We start from the raw sequence: 16,949 nt of genomic DNA on the forward strand, positions 1-16,949 counted from the left end.
CAGGAAAACGGTGACGCATGCCACGTCATTTTTTCATCCGGTCTCGGCGCATTCGGTCAAATCTTCCCATTCGATATCCCACCACCATGTCGAAACCCGTCGATGACGGCGCGCGGCTCTTCGGCCGCTCGCGTGCGATCCAGACCCTGTTGCTGAAGGTGTCGCGCGTGGCCGCGACACGCGTCGGCGTGTTGATCGTCGGCGAAAGCGGTGCGGGCAAGGACATCGTCGCGCGGCTCCTGCACGACCTGAGCCCACGCCGCCGCGGGCCGTTCGTTCCCGTCAATTGCGGCGCGATCCCGCATGACATTGCGGAATCGCATCTGTTCGGTCACGAGAAAGGCAGTTTCACCGGCGCCGTTGCCCAGCATGTGGGCATGTTCGAGGCCGCGCGCGGCGGCACGCTGTTTCTCGACGAGATCGCCGAAATGCCGGCCGAGCTGCAGGTCAAGCTGCTGCGCACGCTCGAGTCGAACTCGATCGTGCGGGTCGGCGGCCACGAATCGATCCCGCTCGACGTGCGGATCGTCGCCGCCACCCATCACGACCCGGTCGAGGCCGTGCGCAGCGGGCGGCTGCGCGAGGACCTGTTCTACCGGATCGCGACGGTCGCGCTGCACGTGCCCCCGCTCAGGCAGCGCGAGGACGACGTCGACGATATCGCGCTGCAGATCGTCGAGCGGCTGAATGCGCGGCACCGCACGAGAAAACGGCTGTCCATCCAGGCGATGAAGGCGTTGCGGGCCTACACGTGGCCCGGTAACGTGCGCGAGCTGCGCAATACGCTCGAGCGCGCGTTCATCCTCGCCGACGAGCAGATCGAGCTGCAGTTGCCGCGCCGTGCGCCACCGCGCGACGAATGTCGTCACAACGCGATCACGCTGCATATCGGCACGACGCTCGCGCACACGCAGCAGCGCTTCATCGTCGCGTCGCTGCGGCATTTCAACGGCGACAAGCCGCGCACCGCAAAAGCGCTCGGCATCAGCCTGAAGACGCTCTACAACCGGCTCGCGCTCCTGCCCGAAAATGAACGGGATGCGTTTCGCGGAACCGGCGCGTCGAACGTGCCGAACGTGCCGAACCCACCCGACGCACCGACTCCCTGAGCCCGCGCGGCACGCGTGCGACTCACGTCGCGACGTCGTGCAACGCCGCGTCCCAGTCGCGCACGAACCGCTCGATGCTGAAGCGCTCGCATGCGTCGCGTCGCGCGGCGGCGCCCCACTCGCGTGCGAGATCGGGATCGCGGATCAGCATGCGCATCGCATCGATCAGCACGGCCGGCCGCGTATCGGCCACGCCGTTGCGGCCGCTGCGGACGAGCAACGCCATCTCGGTCGTCGCGAACGCGACGATCGGCATCCCGATCATCATCGCCTCGATCACCGCGAGCCCGAGGCTCGTATAGCGGATCGGATTGAAAAAGAACCGGTAGTGCGACAGGAATTGCGGCAGTGCCGGGTTCGGCACCTCGCCGATCCCGCCCAGCTCGGCCGAGCCCATCCCGACCAGTTCGAGCGGCACGCTGTGACGCGCGGCCTCGAACAGGTCGGCGCCCAGGCGACGGCCCCGGCGCGCCAGGTTGTTCACGACCGTCACGCCTTTCGGCAACGTCCCGTGGTACGCGACGTTGTCGGGCATCAGCACGCCATGCTCGATCACACGCGTCGGCGTCACGCCGTTGTCCCACATCAGCGCATTGAACGGCGTCACGTGCACCAGCAGCACGTTCGGATCCTGCACCGGATGCAGCGTATCGGTCGGATGCCCGCGCGGCGGATCGTGCTCGACGAACAGGGTCGGCAACGCACGCTGGTCGTCGCTCAGCAGCCGCAGGCGGTCGTGCTCGTAGTGGCTCTGGTGCTGGTACAGCACGCAGTCGAATGCGGTGTCGCGTACGCACTCCACCGGCACCTCGTGCACGTTGTCGCCCCATGGCAGATGCCCGACGCGGCCTGCATAGCCGGGCGGATCGTGCGGCTTCGTCACGATGAAGAACTCGTGCGGCGCCTGCGACAGGTAATACAGGTAGTTGCCATGCACGTGCCAGGTCAGCACGCGCAGCCGCTTACGTGACATGACGCCTCTCCTCCGCAAGCAGTTCGCCTGCCCGCTCCATCACGTCGCCGACGCCGATCGCCATCGCGCATTCGTGCCCATACGGGCACGTGTCGAACATGCACGGCCGGCACGCCGGATAGTTCGCGAGGACGTGATGACGCGCGCCGTCGAGCGGCGCCCAGCGGGCCGTGTCGCTGCCGCACGCGACGACCACGCTCGGCGTGCCGAGCGCCGCCGCGATGTGCGACACGCCCGTGTCGTTGCACAGCAGCAGCCGTGCGCGTCCGATCAGCGCGGCCAGCGCGCCGAGCGGCGTGCGGCCGCACAGGTTCACGCAGGGCCGCGCGAGATGCTCTGCGAACGCACCGGCCAGCGCCAGTTCCGCGCGCGTGCCGGTCAACACGATCTGCCAGCCGTCGTCGGCGAGCTGCCGTGCGGCGAGCGCGAAGCGCTCGACCGGCCAGCGCCGCGACGCCATCCGCGCGCCGGGATGCACGATCACGTAGCGCCCCGGATCGAGCGCATGCTCGTCGCACAGCACGTGCCACAACGCATAATCCAGGCCGCCGAGCGGGAATTCGAGGTAGTCGCCCCATGCCGCATAACCGAGCGCACGCATCAGCGCCAGGTAACGCGTGACCTCCGGCTCGTCGTCCCGCCACGCGAGCGTGTGGTCGAGCCGGGTCGCACCACCGTCGGCCGGCATGAAGCCGGCCGTGCGCGTTGCCCCGAGTGACGCGACGATCGCGTTGGTGGTCGTGCCGCTGCCGTGCAGCTGGATCGCGAGGTCGAAATCCCGGGCGCGGCACTCGGCGATGAACGCTTCACGGGCGGCTGCGTCGGGCACGGGTTGTTCGTCGAGCCCCGGCGCGCCGGGAAACGCGATGAAACCGTCGATGTAGTCCGAGAAACGCGAAGCAAACTCGCGCGCCCACGGCAACCCGATCAGCGTGATCCGCGCGTCGGGTTCGCCGCGCCGCAGCGCGCGCAACGCGGGCACCGCGCACAGCATGTCGCCGAGCTGCAGCGCACGGAACACCGCGATGCGCGTCGGGCGTTGCACGCGCTCGAAATCAGGAGGTTCGGTTGTCATAGGAACAAGACCCGGAAATGAAGCGCGCCGCGCATGCGCCAGTACAGCGACACGGGCGGAATCGCGATGGACGTGACGATCATCTCGGCAACGTGTGACGGCGTGAGCTCGGTGCCGCGCAAGCGCTTCACGCAGAACGCCGCGGTAATCACGGCCCAGACCGTCGCGCATGCCACGCCCGGCGCCGGCCACCCGGCCGCGAAGCACACGATCGCGCCGAGCCCGGCGAGCACCGCCGCGTAGTAGTGCCACGGTGGCGCCGCCCGGATATGGCGGCGGTAGGTCGCACGATGCTTCTTGTACAGCAGCGCGTCGAAATAGACCTTCGACTGCTGGCCGATGCTCGCGCCCCAGCGCGCGGGGCGTACCGGATGCACGATGCACGCCGCATCGGCGTCGACGATCGGCCCCGCGTGTTCGCGCAATGCGAACATCAGGTCCGCGTCCTCGCGCCATGCGCGCGTGAAGCGTTCGTCGAAGCCGCCGACACGTTCGAGCGCCACGCGCCGCACGAAGCAGTTCGCGGTCGCGAATTCCGCATGCGCGAGGCCGGCCGCGTCGCGTTCGTAGTCGGTCGGGTGCGGCCGCAACGGCACGTCGATGCGGCCCGCGGCCGCCACCGCGGCCGGTTCGGCCAGCAACGCGGCCGTGCCGTGGCGCAACCACGCCGGATCGGGAATCGTGTCGTCGTCGGTGAACGCGATCAACGCGCCGCACGCGCTGCGCCAGCCGACGTTGCGCGCACCGGCCGGCCCCTGCGTGGCGGGCGCGGTCATGTAGCGGATCGCCGGCACGTCGGTCACGCGCGCACGGCACCGCTCGACGACAGGCCGCGCGCTGCCGGCGGCGTCGTCGTCGACCACGATGATCTCGTAGGTCGTCGGGTCGAACACCTGCACGCACAGTGCTTCGAGGCAGCGTTCGAGCAGGTCGGGCCGCCGGTAGGTCGGCACGACGACCGACACGACCGGCGGCAGTTGCGTGTCGCGCGCGTTCATCTCGGTTTCTCCAGCAGAAACGAACCGATCACGAGCGCGTCGAGCGGCGACGTCCAGAAGCATTCGAGCGCGTCGCGCGGCGTGCAGACGATCGGTTCGCCGCGTGTATTGAACGACGTGTTGACGAGCACCGGTACGCCGGTGAGCGCGTCGAACTCGGTCAGCAACGCGTGCAGCAGCGGATGCTGGATGTCGTCGACGGTCTGCACGCGCGCGGTGCCGTCGATATGGCGCACGGCCGGAATCGTCGCTTCGGCGCCGGGCGCGACGTCGTACACGAACAGCATGAACGGCGCGCGCAGCGGCGTGCGCCGTCCGCCGCGGAACCAGTGATGCGCCTTGCTTTCGAGCACGACCGGCGCGACCGGGCGAAAGTCCTCTCGATCCTTGATCCGGTTGAGCTTGCGCTGCATGTCCGGGTCGGTCGGCGACGCGAGGATCGAGCGTGCGCCGAGCGCGCGCGGGCCGAACTCCATGCGCCCCTGGAACCAGCCGATCACGCGGTTCGCCGCGAGCAGCGCAGCCGTTTGCGCGGCGACGTCGGCCAGCCGCCGGTACGGCAGCTGGGCGTCCTTCAGGAACGCCTCGATCGCGTCGTCACCGTATGACGGCCCGAGATACGCATGGTCCATCCGCCATGCGCCGCGCTCGCCGCGCATCCGGAAGTCGGTCCACAGCGCCGCGCCGAGCGCGGTGCCGGCATCGCCGGCGGCGGGCTGCACCCACACGTCGTCGAACGAGCCGCGATCGCGGATCTTCGCGTTCATCACGCAGTTCAGCGCGACGCCGCCAGCCATCGCGAGCTGTCGCTCGCCGGTGCCGGTGGCCAGCCAGTCGACCGCCTGCAAGGCCGTTTCTTCCAGCACGCGCTGCAATGCATGCGCGATGTCGCAGTGATGCGGCTCGATCGGGCCGCCGCGTTCGCGCGGCGGCCCGAACAGCGCGACGAGATCGCCGTCGAGGATGGCGTAGCGTCCGTCGCCGTCGTAGCGCACCAGCTTGCGCATCGCGTCGGCGAACACCGGCTTGCCGTATGACGCGAGCGCCATCACCTTGTACTCGTCGGACGAATGCAGGAAGCCGAGGTAGCGCGTCACGCGTTCGTACAGCAACCCAAGCGAATGCGGCAGGTTGACCTGGCCGAGCCGCCGGTACGACCGGCCGTCGAACGCGCCGTAGCTCGTCGTCGCACGCTCGCCGCGCCCGTCCATCGTCATCACCGCGCAGCGCTCGAAAGGCGCCGCGAGAAACGCGCTCGCCTCGTGCGCGAGATGGTGCTCGACGAAATGCCAGCGGAACGGCCCGTCGTGCGTGACCCCGCGAAAACGTCGCTGCAGGTGGTGCGGCGCACCGCCCGCGAGCTGGCGCGGCGCGTTCACGATCGACGACAGGAACAGCGGATGCCATGGCGACGCGCCGCCGTTGCGCGGCGCGTGGGCCGACGGCGAAAGCGGCAAGGTCAGCGACGGCTCGGCAGTGTCGCGGTCGAGCTCGAACCACGGATCGTATGAATACGCGACATGGTCGACGTCCGCGAGCACGATGCCGGCCTCCGCGAGACAGTAGTCGATCGCATGGTAGGGCAGCTCCCAGGTCGAGAACGGTACCGGGCGCTTCGCGTGCTTCACGTGCGTGAAGCGTTCGTCCTCGGCGGCTGCGATCACGATGCCGTCGCGCACGAGGCACGCCGCACTGTCGTGAAAGGCGGCGTTGATGCCGAGCGTATGGATCGGTGCGGGCATGCGTCAGCTCCTCGTGATGGCGGGCGCGAACGGAATCACGTTCGATGTCCTCGCCTCGACCGGTCCGTCGCCATGCATGGCGGCCCGCACGGCCGCCCGCCGCGCATGGCGTATGCGGCCGCGCAGCAGCGCGTGCACGGCTGCGACCGCATCGTCGACGCTCACCGCGCGCAGGCACGGATGGCCGGGTTGATCGCACACGCTGTGGTAGCAGTTGCGGCATGGCACGTCGACGTTCAGCACCCGATGCGGCACCCGCCAGGGCGTGTGCTGCGGATTGGTCAGCGCATAGAGATCGACCACCGGCGTGCCGAGCGCGGCCGCGAGATGCACCGGGCCGGAATTATTCGACAGCAGCAGGTCGGCCGTCTCGATCAGCGCGCCGAGTTCGCCGAGCGACAGCGCGCCCGCCAACGGCACCGCGCGCGGGCCCGCGCGGGCGCACACCGTGTCGACCAGCGCGCGCTCGCTCTCGCTACCCGTCACTGCGATGCCGTCGAACAGCGGCGCGACGCTCGCGGCCACCTCGCCGAAGCGCTCGGCCGGCCAGCGACGCGACGCCGCGCTCGCGCCCGGATGAACGACGAGCCAGCGCGCGGATGGCGCGTCCGGCCGGCGCGGGCCGCCGATGCACTGCAACGCGGCCCGCAATCGCGCACTGACCGCGCGCCGCGCCGCGTCGCCCGGTTCGAACGCCATCCGCCAGTTCGACGTCGTGGCGCCGATCGCGCGCACGAGCGCAAGCTGCCGCGCCACCTCGTGCCGCACGTGCGACTCCGGTTCGCTTTCCGGCACGCGGTCGGTCAGCAGTTCATACGGGTTCTCGCGGCAATGCGCGAGCCGCAGCGGAATGCCCGCCAGCCAGCACATCATCGCGGCGGGCAGCGGATTCTGGCTGTAGACGGTAAAGACCGCGGCCGCATCGAAACGGCCGGCCAGCAGCCGAGCGATCATGTCGAGATCGGCCACCGGATCGCCGCGCACGTCGGGGTGCTTGACCCACGGCGCGTCGTAGGTCCACACGTCGTCGACCATCGGCAGGTGCGCCGCCAGCGCGGCGCCCGTGCGCGACGTCAGCAGCGTGAGCCGGCGACCCTCGCCGCTTTCCTTCAGCGCGCGCAACGCGGGCGTCGTCATCAGCACGTCGCCGACGCTGTCGAGCCGCACGCACAGGATGCGTCGCGCGCGACGCCACGCCGCGTTCATCATCGCACCCACGTGCCGTGCCGCCGCACGGCTTCGCGCGCGACGATGTCGGCCGCGAGGTCGACGCGATCGACGACATGGTGCGGCGTACGCGCGGCGCCGGTGCGCCATTCGGTCTCGTGCCCGCAGTCGACGAGGATCGTGCGGCAACGCGCGGCGCGCCCGGCCGCGACGTCGTCGAGGATGTCGCCAATCATCCAGCTCCATTCGGGGACGACGCCCAGCGCGGCCAGCGCGCGACGCAACATGCCGGGGCGCGGCTTGCGGCAGACGCAGTCGACCGTATAAGCCGGCACGCTGCCCAGCGGATGATGTGGGCAGTAGAAAAAATCCGCCAGCGTCGCGCCGTTCGCTTCGAACAGTTCGGCGAGACGCCGACGGACCGCGCCCAGCTCGTTTTCGGTAAAGCGGCCGAGCGCGACGCCCGGCTGGTTCGAGACGACCACGATCGGCATGCCGGTCGTGCCGAGCGTGCGCAGCGCGCGTGCCGCGCCCGGTGCGAGGCGCATCCGCGCCGGATCGACGTTGTAGGGCACGTCGTCGAGCAACGTGCCGTCCTTGTCGATCAGCACGGCCCCGGGCAGCCCCCTTTCGCGCTTCAGGGCCATGACGTCTCCTTCATCGGCAGCACCATCAGTTCCGGCACCACGGTGCCGGGTGGCTGCATCAGCACGAAGCGCACGGCGGCCGCGACGTTCTCGGCCGGCTGCAGCGTGTCCGCGTCGATGTCCGGGAAGCGGTCGAGCAGGAACGGCGTGCGCATCCCGCCCGCGACGATCGCCGACACGCTCACGCCGGCCGGCCGCAGTTCGGCATGCAGCGCGTGCGACAGCCCGAGCAGCCCCCACTTCGTCGCGTGATAGGCGGACGCATTCGGCCACGCGCGCTTCGACGCGGTCGACGCGATGTTGACGATATGTCCGGTGCCGCGCGCCTTCATCATCGGCACGGCGGCGTGGCACATCAGGTAGGGGCCGAGCAGGTTCGTCATCAGCACCTGCCGCCACGCATCGACGCTCACGTCGTCGATCGGCGCGGTCACGTCGATCGCCGCGTTGTTGACGATCACGTCGAGGTCGCCGAGCGCTTCCCGCGCGTCGTGCACGACCTGCAGCACGGACGCCTCGTCGCGCACGTCGAGCGGCCGGCCGACCGCCGGCCCGCCGTGCCGTTCGAGCCGCTGCGCGACGGCGACCGCGCGGTCGCCGTCGAGATCGGCGACGATCACGTGCGCACCGTGCCGCGCCAGGTCTTCGCAAATGGCCTCGCCGAGCCCGCGGCCGCCGCCGGTCACCAGCGCGACGCGGCCGGCGAGCGGCGCTTGGGCCGGATCGTGTTTGACGTCGTTCACCTGCACCTCCTGGGGACGTCCGGACGCATCCGGACTGGCTGTGACGCGTGTCGCGACAAGCGTCGGTGCCGGAGATACAGCGAGAACCGTGCCGACTTGCGTGCGCCCGTGCCGCCTCGCGCGCCGGTACGCGATCGCTGGCTTTTTTATAAGCTGCTGTAAAAACCGCCCCGGCCGGCCGCGCTCAGATCGCCAGCGCGTCCGGCGTCGCCTGCGCGCGGCGCTTCGCGAGCGCACGCAGGCAGTGCGCGATGCAGCCCGCGAATGCCTCGTCGAACCACGGCTGCGCGCCCGACACGCCGACCACGATCCCGCCGAGCGCGACACCGCCCCACAGGTTCGTATCGCCCGCGCGCAGCCGGTACGGCTCCAGCGCCTGCACGACGTGGCCGTCGCGGCCCGTTTCCCACGACAGCCGCGCCTTCGCGCGCGCATACGCGCGGTAGTCGGCGTCCCACTCCTTCGGGTCGGGCAACGAGAACTCATACAGGATCGCGTCCTCGAACGCCGCGTCGTGAGGCCCGAGCGCGGGATCCATGATCACGATGTGCAGGCAACCGCTGTCGCCGACGAAGTCGCTCTGCAGCGCGGCCGACAGGCTCGGCAGGAGCAGTTCGACCGCGGCGACCGCGGTCGGGCGGTCGACAAACGCGCTACCGGCGCGGCGGCCGGTCAGCGCTTCGGGTGGTGGGTGGGACATGGGTTTCTCCAGAGGAAAATGCGAGTGCGCGCAACGTCGCGATCAGGTCGGCCGTTGCCGCGGGCTTGGTCAGGTAAGCATGGAAACCGGCCTCGACCGCGCGCGTGGCCGGACAGCGTCACGCCCTCGAGCGGCGCGCGGCCTTCCCGATCACGCGCGGCGTCGATCTGGCGAATGCGCGACATCACCGCATAGCCGTCTTCCTCGTCGTCGCCCAGGTCGATGTCGCACACGAGCAGCGCCGGCCAGTCGGCCCGGCGCGCGCGCCACAGTTCGTCCAGCAGCATCACGGCCGCGATCCCCGCGCCGATGCACGCGCTCTGCCCGATATGCGGCGTCGACGGCGCGTACGGGTTGTCGACGCCCGCCTCGCGCCATGCGTCGAGCACACGTTCGAGCCGGTCGCGCTCGACGTCCTCGCGCGCGAAATATTTGACCGTATCGACGTTCAGCAGGCGGTCGACCAAACGCGCGTTCGACTCGGCCTCCAGCGCATTCACGCGTCGCTGGTAGCGCATCCGCAGGCGCTTGAACACGGCCGTGCATGCCGCATGGATCGCGAACGTGACGAAGAGGATCGCGGTGAAGCCGCCGCCGTACTTGCCGACGACGATCACGAGCACCGCCCGGGCGGCGTATCGTCGGTTCCCGTCGTCATGCGTGCGGGAGGCGGTTCGGGGCGCGCCGTTTCGTGCACGCGCGCTCAGTGGTGCGGTTTGCGCTCGCGGTCGCGACCGACGGTGCCCGGCTCGGGATCGAGCGCGGCAGGCTGCGTCGGCGTCACGGTCCGCTGGTCGGGATGCAGCACCATCCCCGAATCGTGCTCGCCCTCACGACGAACCCGCACGCGATTCTCGACGTCGCGCACGCACATGCAGCCGTCGGCCAGATCCTCGATACCGTGCTTCATCCATCGCGCCGGCACCGTGCCGTCCAGTTCGACGCGTCCATCCTGTACCTGCACCGTGACGTCGCTCACGTCGATGTCGAGTGCACGCGTGAGCCGCTCGCACACATCTTCGCGGATCCGCTCGTCCGATCGCGTATAGCCCTTCGGCCCGCGACGATTGCGCAGCGCGTCGCGTTCGGCGTCGCTGCCGAACCGCGACAAGTCGGGGGCGCCGCCGTAGCGCCGATTGCCGTACGGGTCACCGTAGGCGCGGTCGCTGTCGTACCCGCCCATCTGGTAATGCCCGCGAAACTCCGGGGGAACGCCGCGGTACTGGTTTTCCCCGTACTGGCTTTCCCGCCAGTCGCGGCCCTGCGCGCGACGTTCGCGCTCGCCGTAGCCGGGATCGGGTTCGCGCGCCGGCTGGCGCTGGAAGTCGCCCTGCCAGCCCGCCTCGGCCCCGCCGCGCCGCTGGCCGACCGGCCGCGCCGCGCGTTCGCTCCATTCGCTGCCCCAGTCTTCCGGACCGACGTCCTCGCTCGCGAAGCGGCGGTACGCCGCCTCGTCGCCCTCTTCGGGCCATCGCGCCGGATCGTCCGGGATGCCGCGCTCGCCGGCGCCCCGGTATGCGCGTTCGTTGCGCTCCTGCCAGTCGGGCGGGCCACCGCGTTCGCCGTGCCGTCCGGGATATCGTCGTTGCATCGTGTCCCTCCTTGATCGCGCCTGCGCCGCGCACGGCCCCATGCCGTGTCACGGCGCGCGTCGGTCAGCTCGAATGCAAGTCGCGTGCCGATGTCGTGGCCGAGGGAAGACAGACGCGCATTGCGACGCCGATCTGCTGCCGGACGCGAGAATCTGCAACGCGATTGCAGTTTTTGCGTGCCGGGCGTCACGGCGTGCCGTCATCGCCCGCTTCGTCCTGGTCATCCGATTCCGTCGTGCGTCCGGGCCCGCTCAGCCGCTCGGTGCGGTCCGGCATAATGTCCATGCCTTCGTCGAGCGTCGAATCGCCGTCCGCCGACGCGCGCTCACCGGTGCCCGCACGGTCCGTATCGCTGTCGAGCGCTGCATCGCCACGTTCGAGCGCATGATCGTCGAGCGGCGAATCGACGTCGAACGGATGACGCCGCGCGCCGGCCGTGTCGCTGCCGCTGTCGGAGGAGTCGCTCGGCCCCAGTGCGCGGCCGTCGCGGCCGCGACTGGCATTGTCGTCGTCCGGGTCGGACGGTTCGTTGTCGGGGTTCAGCGTGCTGTTCATGTCGCTCTCCTTGCGGGGCTCGCGGCCGCGTGCACCCGGGCAACCGCGGCATGGCTGGCGGACCGCAAGCGCGCGCAATCGGCATGCCGCATCGCGCCCCGGAACCGCTGGAACCGATTTCGCGCGGCCGGCACGACGATCGGCACAACCGATGCGCGCCCATTGATCACCCGCGTTGAGTTCCCTTATGCTTTCGGGGTGCCAATCCGGTTCGTACCGCCGCCGCCGGCCCGCCCGACGGTGGCCGGGCGTGCTCGCTCGCCCGTCTTCGACAAGCCGCTCCGATGATGAAAGACGACATCGATCCTCGCTCGCATCCCCCGCCGCTCGGGCAATCCGAGGCGTGCGACCTGTTGCACCGCTTCGCCGAGTTCCGGTTCCAGACGGTGGTCGAGTCGATCACCGACTACGCGGTGTTCATGCTCGATCCGCACGGCAATGTCGCGACCTGGAACGCGGGGGCCGCGCGCATCAAGGGCTATCGCGCCGCGGAGATCGTCGGCCACCACTTCTCGCGCTTCTATCCGCCCGACGCGATCGCGGCCGGCCGGCCGTCGCTCGGGCTCGCCGAAGCGGCCGCCCACGGCCACTTCGAGGACGAAGGCTGGCGCGTGCGCAAGGACGGCTCGCAGTTCTGGGCAAGCGTGACGATCACGCCCGTGCACGATCACTTGCACCAGCTCTGCGGCTTCATCAAGATCACGCGCGACATGACCGAGCGCAAGCGGCTCGAGGAACTCGAAGCGTCGACGCACCGGCTCAGCGTGTTCATCGCGATGCTCGCGCACGAGCTGCGCAACCATCTCGCGCCCTTGCGCCATTCGGTCGGCGTGCTGCAGAGCCTGGCCAACCCGGCCCCCTCGCTCGCGCAGTGCCGCGACGCCGTGAATCGTCAGGTCACGCAACTGACGCGGCTCGTCGACGACCTGCTCGACGTCGGGCGCATCACCGCCGGCAAGCTCGAGCTGGACGACCGCCCCATTACCGTGCGCGACATCGTGTGCCGCGGCGTTGAAAGCATCCAGCCGAAGCTGGCCGCGCGCGGGCAGCAGATCCACGTCGATCTGCCATCCGATGCCGTGCCGCTGCACGGTGACGATGCGCGGCTCGTCCAGGTGCTGCACAACCTGCTCGACAACGCGTCGAAGTTCTCGCCGCTCGACGGACGCATCGACGTCGGCGCCCGGATCGAGGGGCCGGTCGTCGCGATCCGCGTGACCGATCGTGGCGTCGGCATCGCGCGCGACGCGCTCGAAACCATCTTCGACCTGTTCGAGCAGGAAAGCGGGTCGGACCGGCGGCCGGCCGAAGGCTTCGGGCTGGGTCTCGCGATCTGCCGGACGTTCGTCGAACTGCACGGCGGGCGCATCTCGGCCGAAAGCGACGGCCCCGGTCGCGGTGCGACGTTTACGGTGCGGTTGCCGATCGACCGCATGGCGCGCGCGACACGCGACGAGGTGCGCGGGCCGGTCAAGTCCGCGCAGACGGACACCACGCCGCTCCGTATCGTCATCGTCGACGACAATCGCGATTCGGCCGACACGCTCGCCGTGCTGCTGCAGGTGAAAGGGCACGCGCCCCGCGTCGCCTACAACGCGCGCGACGCACTGGCGCTCGCCCGCGACTACGCGCCGCAGCTGATGATCCTCGACCTCACGATGCCCGACGTCGACGGCTTCACGCTCCTGCACGAACTGCGCGCGATCGACGCACTGCGCGACGCGACCTGCGTTGCGCTGTCGGGACATGCCAGCGCCGCGGACCTTGAACGCACCGAACGCGCGGGTTTCGACGAGCACCTCGTGAAGCCCGTCGAAATAGCCGTGCTCGACGCGCTGCTGCAACGCGTCGCGCGCCGGGTTCGCGACACGCCGTGACCGCCGTGCTCAAGCCACCGCGCGACACATCGCCGCGCATGCTTCACACGCGAGCGCGCCGCGGCGGCAATGATCGTGTGCATGCCGCAGGCATTCGGCCGCACACAGGTCGCATGCTTGCGCACACAGCGCGCAGATGCTTGGCGTAAGCACACTGCGGCGCGCCATCGCGCCCGACGCGAAGCGGCACAGCTGCGCGCATTCGATGTCGAGCGCGATGCAGTCGGCCAGCGCTTGCGCGTCGCGCTCGACGAGGCACGCGGCCGTACACGCATCGCATGCGTGTGCGCATGCGTCGCAAGCGGCCATGCAGTTGTCGTATTGATCGTTCATCGCAGTCCTCCCGGTTTCGGTTGGCATCGTCATGGCGTCAGCTTCACCTTCATCCAGCCCGGCTCGCGCGTGTCGAACGCGCGATAGGCATCGATCGCATTCGTCAGCGGTTCGCAACGCGTGAGCACCGACAGCGGGTCGAATGCGCCGCTGCGCACGAGCTCGACGAGCGGCGGCGTCACTGTTCGGTGATTGCAGTTGCCCATCTTGATCGTCAGGTTGCGGTTCATGGCATCGCCGACCGGAAACACGCGCGACGCCGGCGGATACACGCCGATCACCGCCACCGTGCCGGCTTTCGCGACCGCGCGCACCGCCCATTGCAGCACCTGCGACGGCCCGTCGCCTGGCACCCAGTTGCGGCCGTCCGGCTTGCGGTGCGGCGCGATCGCCTCGACTTCCGCATCGAATGCATGCGCCGCATCGCGATCGGCCGCGGCCGGCCCGTGCGTCGCGCGCATCGCGTCGACACCCACCGCATCGATCACGCGATCGACGCCGATCCCGCCCGTCAGCCGCAGCACCGTCTCGACCGGATCGTCCTCCGAAAAATCGACGATCTCCGCGCCTTGCGCGCACGCCATCTCGAGACGCGACGCAACGCGGTCGACCGCGATCACGCGTCCGGCGCCCATCAGCTTCGCGCTCGCGATCGCAAACTGGCCGACCGGCCCCGCACCGAACACGGCGACCGTATCGCCCGGACTCACTTCCGCGAGCTGCGCGCCGAAATAGCCGGTGGGAAAAATGTCCGACATCAGGATCGCGCGATCGTCGTCGATCGCATCCGGCAGTCGGATCAGGCTCGCGTGCGCAAGCGGCGTGCGCGCGTATTCGGCCTGCAGCCCGTCGAACGCGCCGCTGTCGGCCGGACCGCCGAAGAACGCGGTACCCGCGCGTGGGCCGCCCGGGTTCGCGACATCGCATTGCGCGGTGTAGCCCGCGCGGCAGTACGCGCAACTGCCGCATGCGATCGTCGACGGAATCAGCACACGATCGCCGCGCCGCAGGTTGCGCACGTCGCGACCGACCGTCTCGACGATGCCGACACCCTCGTGGCCGAGGATCGTGCCCGGCTTCATCCCGTCGAGGGTGCCGCGCACCATGTGCAGGTCGGTGCCGCAGATCGCGCTGGCCGTCAGGCGCACGATCGCGTCGGTCGCGTCGGTGACTTCGGGATCGGGCACCGTGTCGATGCGAATGTCGCCGATACCGTGAAATACGACTGCTTTCATATCAGGCCCTCCTTGTTCGAACGTTCTCGGAAATACCGAGAAAGCAATCGAGCAAGGAATGAGCCGCGGCGGGCATAGCTTGAATTCTCTCCGCAGTGCGGAGAGAATTCATCCGTCACGGCGCCAAGGACGTCGTTGAGGCACAACCGACGCGCCGCGCCGCGCGGCCATCTTCGGCTCTCGGCCACGTCGATTGCCGAGCCCTTCCTGTCGGGGCCGTGGCTGGCAAGCTTTGCGGTGCGTTATCCCGACGCGACCATCGACGTGACCGTCACGGACGAAGCATTCGACGTCGTCGCGCGCGGAGACGACGCTGGGCGGCCGTCAGGCCGTCACCCGGCCCACGACCGGATATTCGTCCGCATCGCGCCGGCCGAGATCCCGTAACGATCGTGCAGCGTCGGCAGCGCACCCGCGGCGAGATACGCATCGGGCAACCCGATCTGCCGGAACGGCACGACAACGCCGGCCGCCAGCAGCGCGGTCGCTACCGCTTCGCCGAGCCCGCCGATCACCGTATGGTTTTCCGCGACGATCACCATGCGCCCGCTGCGCGACGCCTCGCGGACGATCGTCGCCGTGTCGAGCGGCTTGATCGTCGGTACGTGCAGCACCGCGACATCGACGCGATCGGCCTCGAGCGCCTTCGCGACCTCGAGCGAACGCATCGTCATGATCCCGGACGAGATCAGCAGCACGTCGTTGCCGTCGCGCAGCATCTTCGCCTTGCCGAGTTCGAAACGGTAATCGTATTCGTCAAGCACGGCCGGCACGTTGCCGCGCAGCAGGCGCGCATACACCGGCCCTTTGTGCGCGGCCATCGCGGGCACCATCTGCTCGATGTCCAGCGCGTCGCACGGATCGATCACGGTCATGTTCGGCATCGCGCGCATCAGCGCCAGATCCTCGGCCGCCTGGTGGCTCGGCCCGTAACCGGTCGTGAGGCCCGGCAACGCACACACCAGCTTCACATCGAGATTGTCCTCGGCGATCGCCTGATGGATGAAGTCGTATGCGCGGCGCGTCGCGAACACCGCATAGGTCGTGACGAACGGCTGCGCCCCTTCGTGCGCGAATCCGGCGGCCGCACCCATCAGCAGCTGCTCGGCCATCCCCATCTGGTAGTAACGCTCGGGAAATTCCTTCGCGAAGATGTGCAGGTCGGTGTACTTGCCGAGATCGGCCGTCATGCCGATCACGTTCTCGTTGGTCCGCGCGAGCTTCGCGAGCGCATGGCCGAACGGCGCGGCGCGGGTCGCCTGCCCGTCGGCCGCGATGGACGCGATCATCGCGGAAGTCTTCAGGCGCGGCTTGTTGTCGACGGTGCTCATGCGTGTCTCCCTGCTTCGAGTGCGTCGAGCGCGAGCTTCCACTCGTGCGCATCGACGCGAATGAAATGGCTTTTCTCGCGTGCTTCGAGGAACGGCACGCCGCACCCCATTTTCGTGTCGCAGACGATGATGCGCGGCTGCGGCGCGTCATGTTCGCGCGCATGGTCGAACGCGCGCTTCACCGCATCGATGTCGTTGCCGTCCACGCGTTGCGTGTACCAGCCGAATGCCTCGAGCTTATCGACCAGCGGCTCGAACGCCATGATCTGTGTCGACGGGCCATCGGCCTGCTGGTTGTTCACGTCGACGATCGCGATCAGGTTGTCGAGCTTCCAGTGCGCGGCCGACATCAGCCCTTCCCAGATCGCGCCTTCGTCCAGTTCGCCGTCCGAGAACAGGGTATAGACGAATGCGTCCGAGCCTTTGTGCTTCAGACCGAGGCAACGACCGACCGCAATCGTCAGCCCCTGCCCGAGCGAGCCGCCCGACATCTCCATCCCCGGCGTGTAGCTCGCCATCCCGGACATTGGCAAGCGGCTATCGTCGCTGCCGTAGGTTTCGAGTTCGTCGGCCGGCAGGATGCCGGCTTCGAACAACGCGGCGTACAGCGCGATCGCATAGTGACCGTTCGACAGCAGGAAGCGGTCGCGCCCTTCCCACTCGGGATCGTCGGGGCGATAGCGCATCGCGCCGAAGTACGCGACGGCCAGTACGTCGGCGATGTCGAGCGCCTGGCCGACGTAGCCCTGGCCCTGGACTTCGCCCATCAGCACGGCGTTTCTGCGGATGCAGTACGCGCGCTCGGCGAGCGTGACCGCTTCATGGATCGTTTCGGTATCCATCGATTACTCCAGTATTGGATCAGAAGGTAT

Annotated in this window: 17 protein-coding genes and 1 pseudogene; 3 read left to right on the top strand and 15 right to left on the bottom strand. The window is 69.1% G+C overall.

What is annotated here, in order from left to right:
* Positions 1–86: 86 nt before the first annotated feature.
* A complete protein-coding gene (locus F3J15_RS10935) occupies positions 87–1,109 on the top strand; it encodes a sigma-54 dependent transcriptional regulator (RefSeq protein WP_166890688.1) in 1,023 nt (340 codons plus the stop codon).
* A 22-nt stretch (positions 1,110–1,131) separates the two neighbouring features.
* On the opposite strand, the gene F3J15_RS10940 is transcribed toward F3J15_RS10935, so the two are convergent.
* The 11 genes and pseudogenes from F3J15_RS10940 to F3J15_RS10990 all read right to left on the bottom strand — a co-directional run bounded on the left by F3J15_RS10940 (position 1,132) and on the right by F3J15_RS10990 (position 11,301).
* Entirely contained in the window at positions 1,132–2,082 is a 951-nt protein-coding gene (locus F3J15_RS10940; protein WP_166890690.1) for a glycosyltransferase family 4 protein, read from the bottom strand.
* Positions 2,072–3,157, bottom strand: a complete 1,086-nt coding sequence (locus F3J15_RS10945) for a glycosyltransferase family 9 protein (protein ID WP_166890693.1) — start codon at positions 3,155–3,157, stop codon at positions 2,072–2,074. Before F3J15_RS10945 ends, F3J15_RS10940 begins: the two co-directional genes overlap by 11 nt.
* The gene (locus tag F3J15_RS10950) at positions 3,154–4,155 is read right to left on the bottom strand and encodes a glycosyltransferase (RefSeq protein ID WP_166890696.1); all 1,002 of its coding nucleotides are present in this window, start codon (positions 4,153–4,155) and stop codon (positions 3,154–3,156) included. Before F3J15_RS10950 ends, F3J15_RS10945 begins: the two co-directional genes overlap by 4 nt.
* Positions 4,152–5,897 (bottom strand): carbamoyltransferase C-terminal domain-containing protein, encoded by a 1,746-nt coding sequence (locus F3J15_RS10955; RefSeq protein ID WP_166890699.1) that lies wholly within the window; start codon positions 5,895–5,897, stop codon positions 4,152–4,154. Before F3J15_RS10955 ends, F3J15_RS10950 begins: the two co-directional genes overlap by 4 nt.
* A 3-nt stretch (positions 5,898–5,900) precedes the next feature.
* Positions 5,901–7,103, bottom strand: coding sequence for a glycosyltransferase family 9 protein (locus tag F3J15_RS10960; RefSeq protein WP_205190777.1), 1,203 nt, complete (start codon positions 7,101–7,103; stop codon positions 5,901–5,903).
* Positions 7,103–7,711 (bottom strand): HAD-IIIA family hydrolase, encoded by a 609-nt coding sequence (locus F3J15_RS10965; RefSeq protein WP_166890704.1) that lies wholly within the window; start codon positions 7,709–7,711, stop codon positions 7,103–7,105. The genes F3J15_RS10960 and F3J15_RS10965 overlap by 1 nt, the downstream gene beginning before the upstream one ends.
* On the bottom strand, positions 7,702–8,454 hold the full coding sequence (locus tag F3J15_RS10970; protein ID WP_166890707.1) for an SDR family oxidoreductase: 753 nt from the start codon (positions 8,452–8,454) through the stop codon (positions 7,702–7,704). Before F3J15_RS10970 ends, F3J15_RS10965 begins: the two co-directional genes overlap by 10 nt.
* Before the next feature lie 184 nt (positions 8,455–8,638).
* The gene (locus tag F3J15_RS10975; protein ID WP_166890709.1) at positions 8,639–9,154 is read right to left on the bottom strand and encodes a hypothetical protein; all 516 of its coding nucleotides are present in this window, start codon (positions 9,152–9,154) and stop codon (positions 8,639–8,641) included.
* A gap of 278 nt (positions 9,155–9,432) precedes the next feature.
* Positions 9,433–9,780, bottom strand: a pseudogene (locus F3J15_RS37565) (ABC transporter transmembrane domain-containing protein); the annotation flags it as partial.
* Positions 9,781–9,857: 77 nt separating this feature from the next.
* Positions 9,858–10,745 (bottom strand): BON domain-containing protein, encoded by an 888-nt coding sequence (locus F3J15_RS10985; RefSeq protein WP_166890712.1) that lies wholly within the window; start codon positions 10,743–10,745, stop codon positions 9,858–9,860.
* A 187-nt stretch (positions 10,746–10,932) separates the two neighbouring features.
* Positions 10,933–11,301, bottom strand: a complete 369-nt coding sequence (locus F3J15_RS10990) for a chemotaxis protein (protein ID WP_166890715.1) — start codon at positions 11,299–11,301, stop codon at positions 10,933–10,935.
* Between the two features lie 284 nt (positions 11,302–11,585).
* Between F3J15_RS10990 and F3J15_RS10995 the strand changes: the two genes are divergently transcribed.
* On the top strand, positions 11,586–13,178 hold the full coding sequence (locus tag F3J15_RS10995; protein WP_166890718.1) for an ATP-binding protein: 1,593 nt from the start codon (positions 11,586–11,588) through the stop codon (positions 13,176–13,178).
* Positions 13,179–13,187: 9 nt separating this feature from the next.
* On the opposite strand, the gene F3J15_RS11000 is transcribed toward F3J15_RS10995, so the two are convergent.
* Together F3J15_RS11000 and F3J15_RS11005 are read right to left on the bottom strand one after the other, a co-directional pair.
* Positions 13,188–13,511 (bottom strand): four-helix bundle copper-binding protein, encoded by a 324-nt coding sequence (locus F3J15_RS11000; RefSeq protein WP_205190771.1) that lies wholly within the window; start codon positions 13,509–13,511, stop codon positions 13,188–13,190.
* Between the two features lie 29 nt (positions 13,512–13,540).
* Positions 13,541–14,746 (bottom strand): zinc-dependent alcohol dehydrogenase, encoded by a 1,206-nt coding sequence (locus F3J15_RS11005; RefSeq protein ID WP_166890720.1) that lies wholly within the window; start codon positions 14,744–14,746, stop codon positions 13,541–13,543.
* Between the two features lie 135 nt (positions 14,747–14,881).
* Between F3J15_RS11005 and F3J15_RS11010 the strand changes: the two genes are divergently transcribed.
* The gene (locus tag F3J15_RS11010; RefSeq protein WP_166890723.1) at positions 14,882–15,133 is read left to right on the top strand and encodes a LysR substrate-binding domain-containing protein; all 252 of its coding nucleotides are present in this window, start codon (positions 14,882–14,884) and stop codon (positions 15,131–15,133) included.
* On the opposite strand, the gene F3J15_RS11015 is transcribed toward F3J15_RS11010, so the two are convergent.
* Both F3J15_RS11015 and F3J15_RS11020 read right to left on the bottom strand, forming a co-directional pair.
* Positions 15,079–16,077, bottom strand: coding sequence for a transketolase family protein (locus F3J15_RS11015; protein WP_166890726.1), 999 nt, complete (start codon positions 16,075–16,077; stop codon positions 15,079–15,081). The two genes, F3J15_RS11010 and F3J15_RS11015, sit on opposite strands and share 55 nt — an antisense overlap.
* Positions 16,074–16,919, bottom strand: a complete 846-nt coding sequence (locus F3J15_RS11020; protein WP_089449113.1) for a transketolase — start codon at positions 16,917–16,919, stop codon at positions 16,074–16,076. The genes F3J15_RS11015 and F3J15_RS11020 overlap by 4 nt, the downstream gene beginning before the upstream one ends.
* Positions 16,920–16,949 lie beyond the last annotated feature (30 nt).

The sequence above is a fragment of the Burkholderia sp. Ap-955 genome, assembly GCF_011753045.1.
Classification (GTDB): domain Bacteria; phylum Pseudomonadota; class Gammaproteobacteria; order Burkholderiales; family Burkholderiaceae; genus Burkholderia; species Burkholderia lata_D.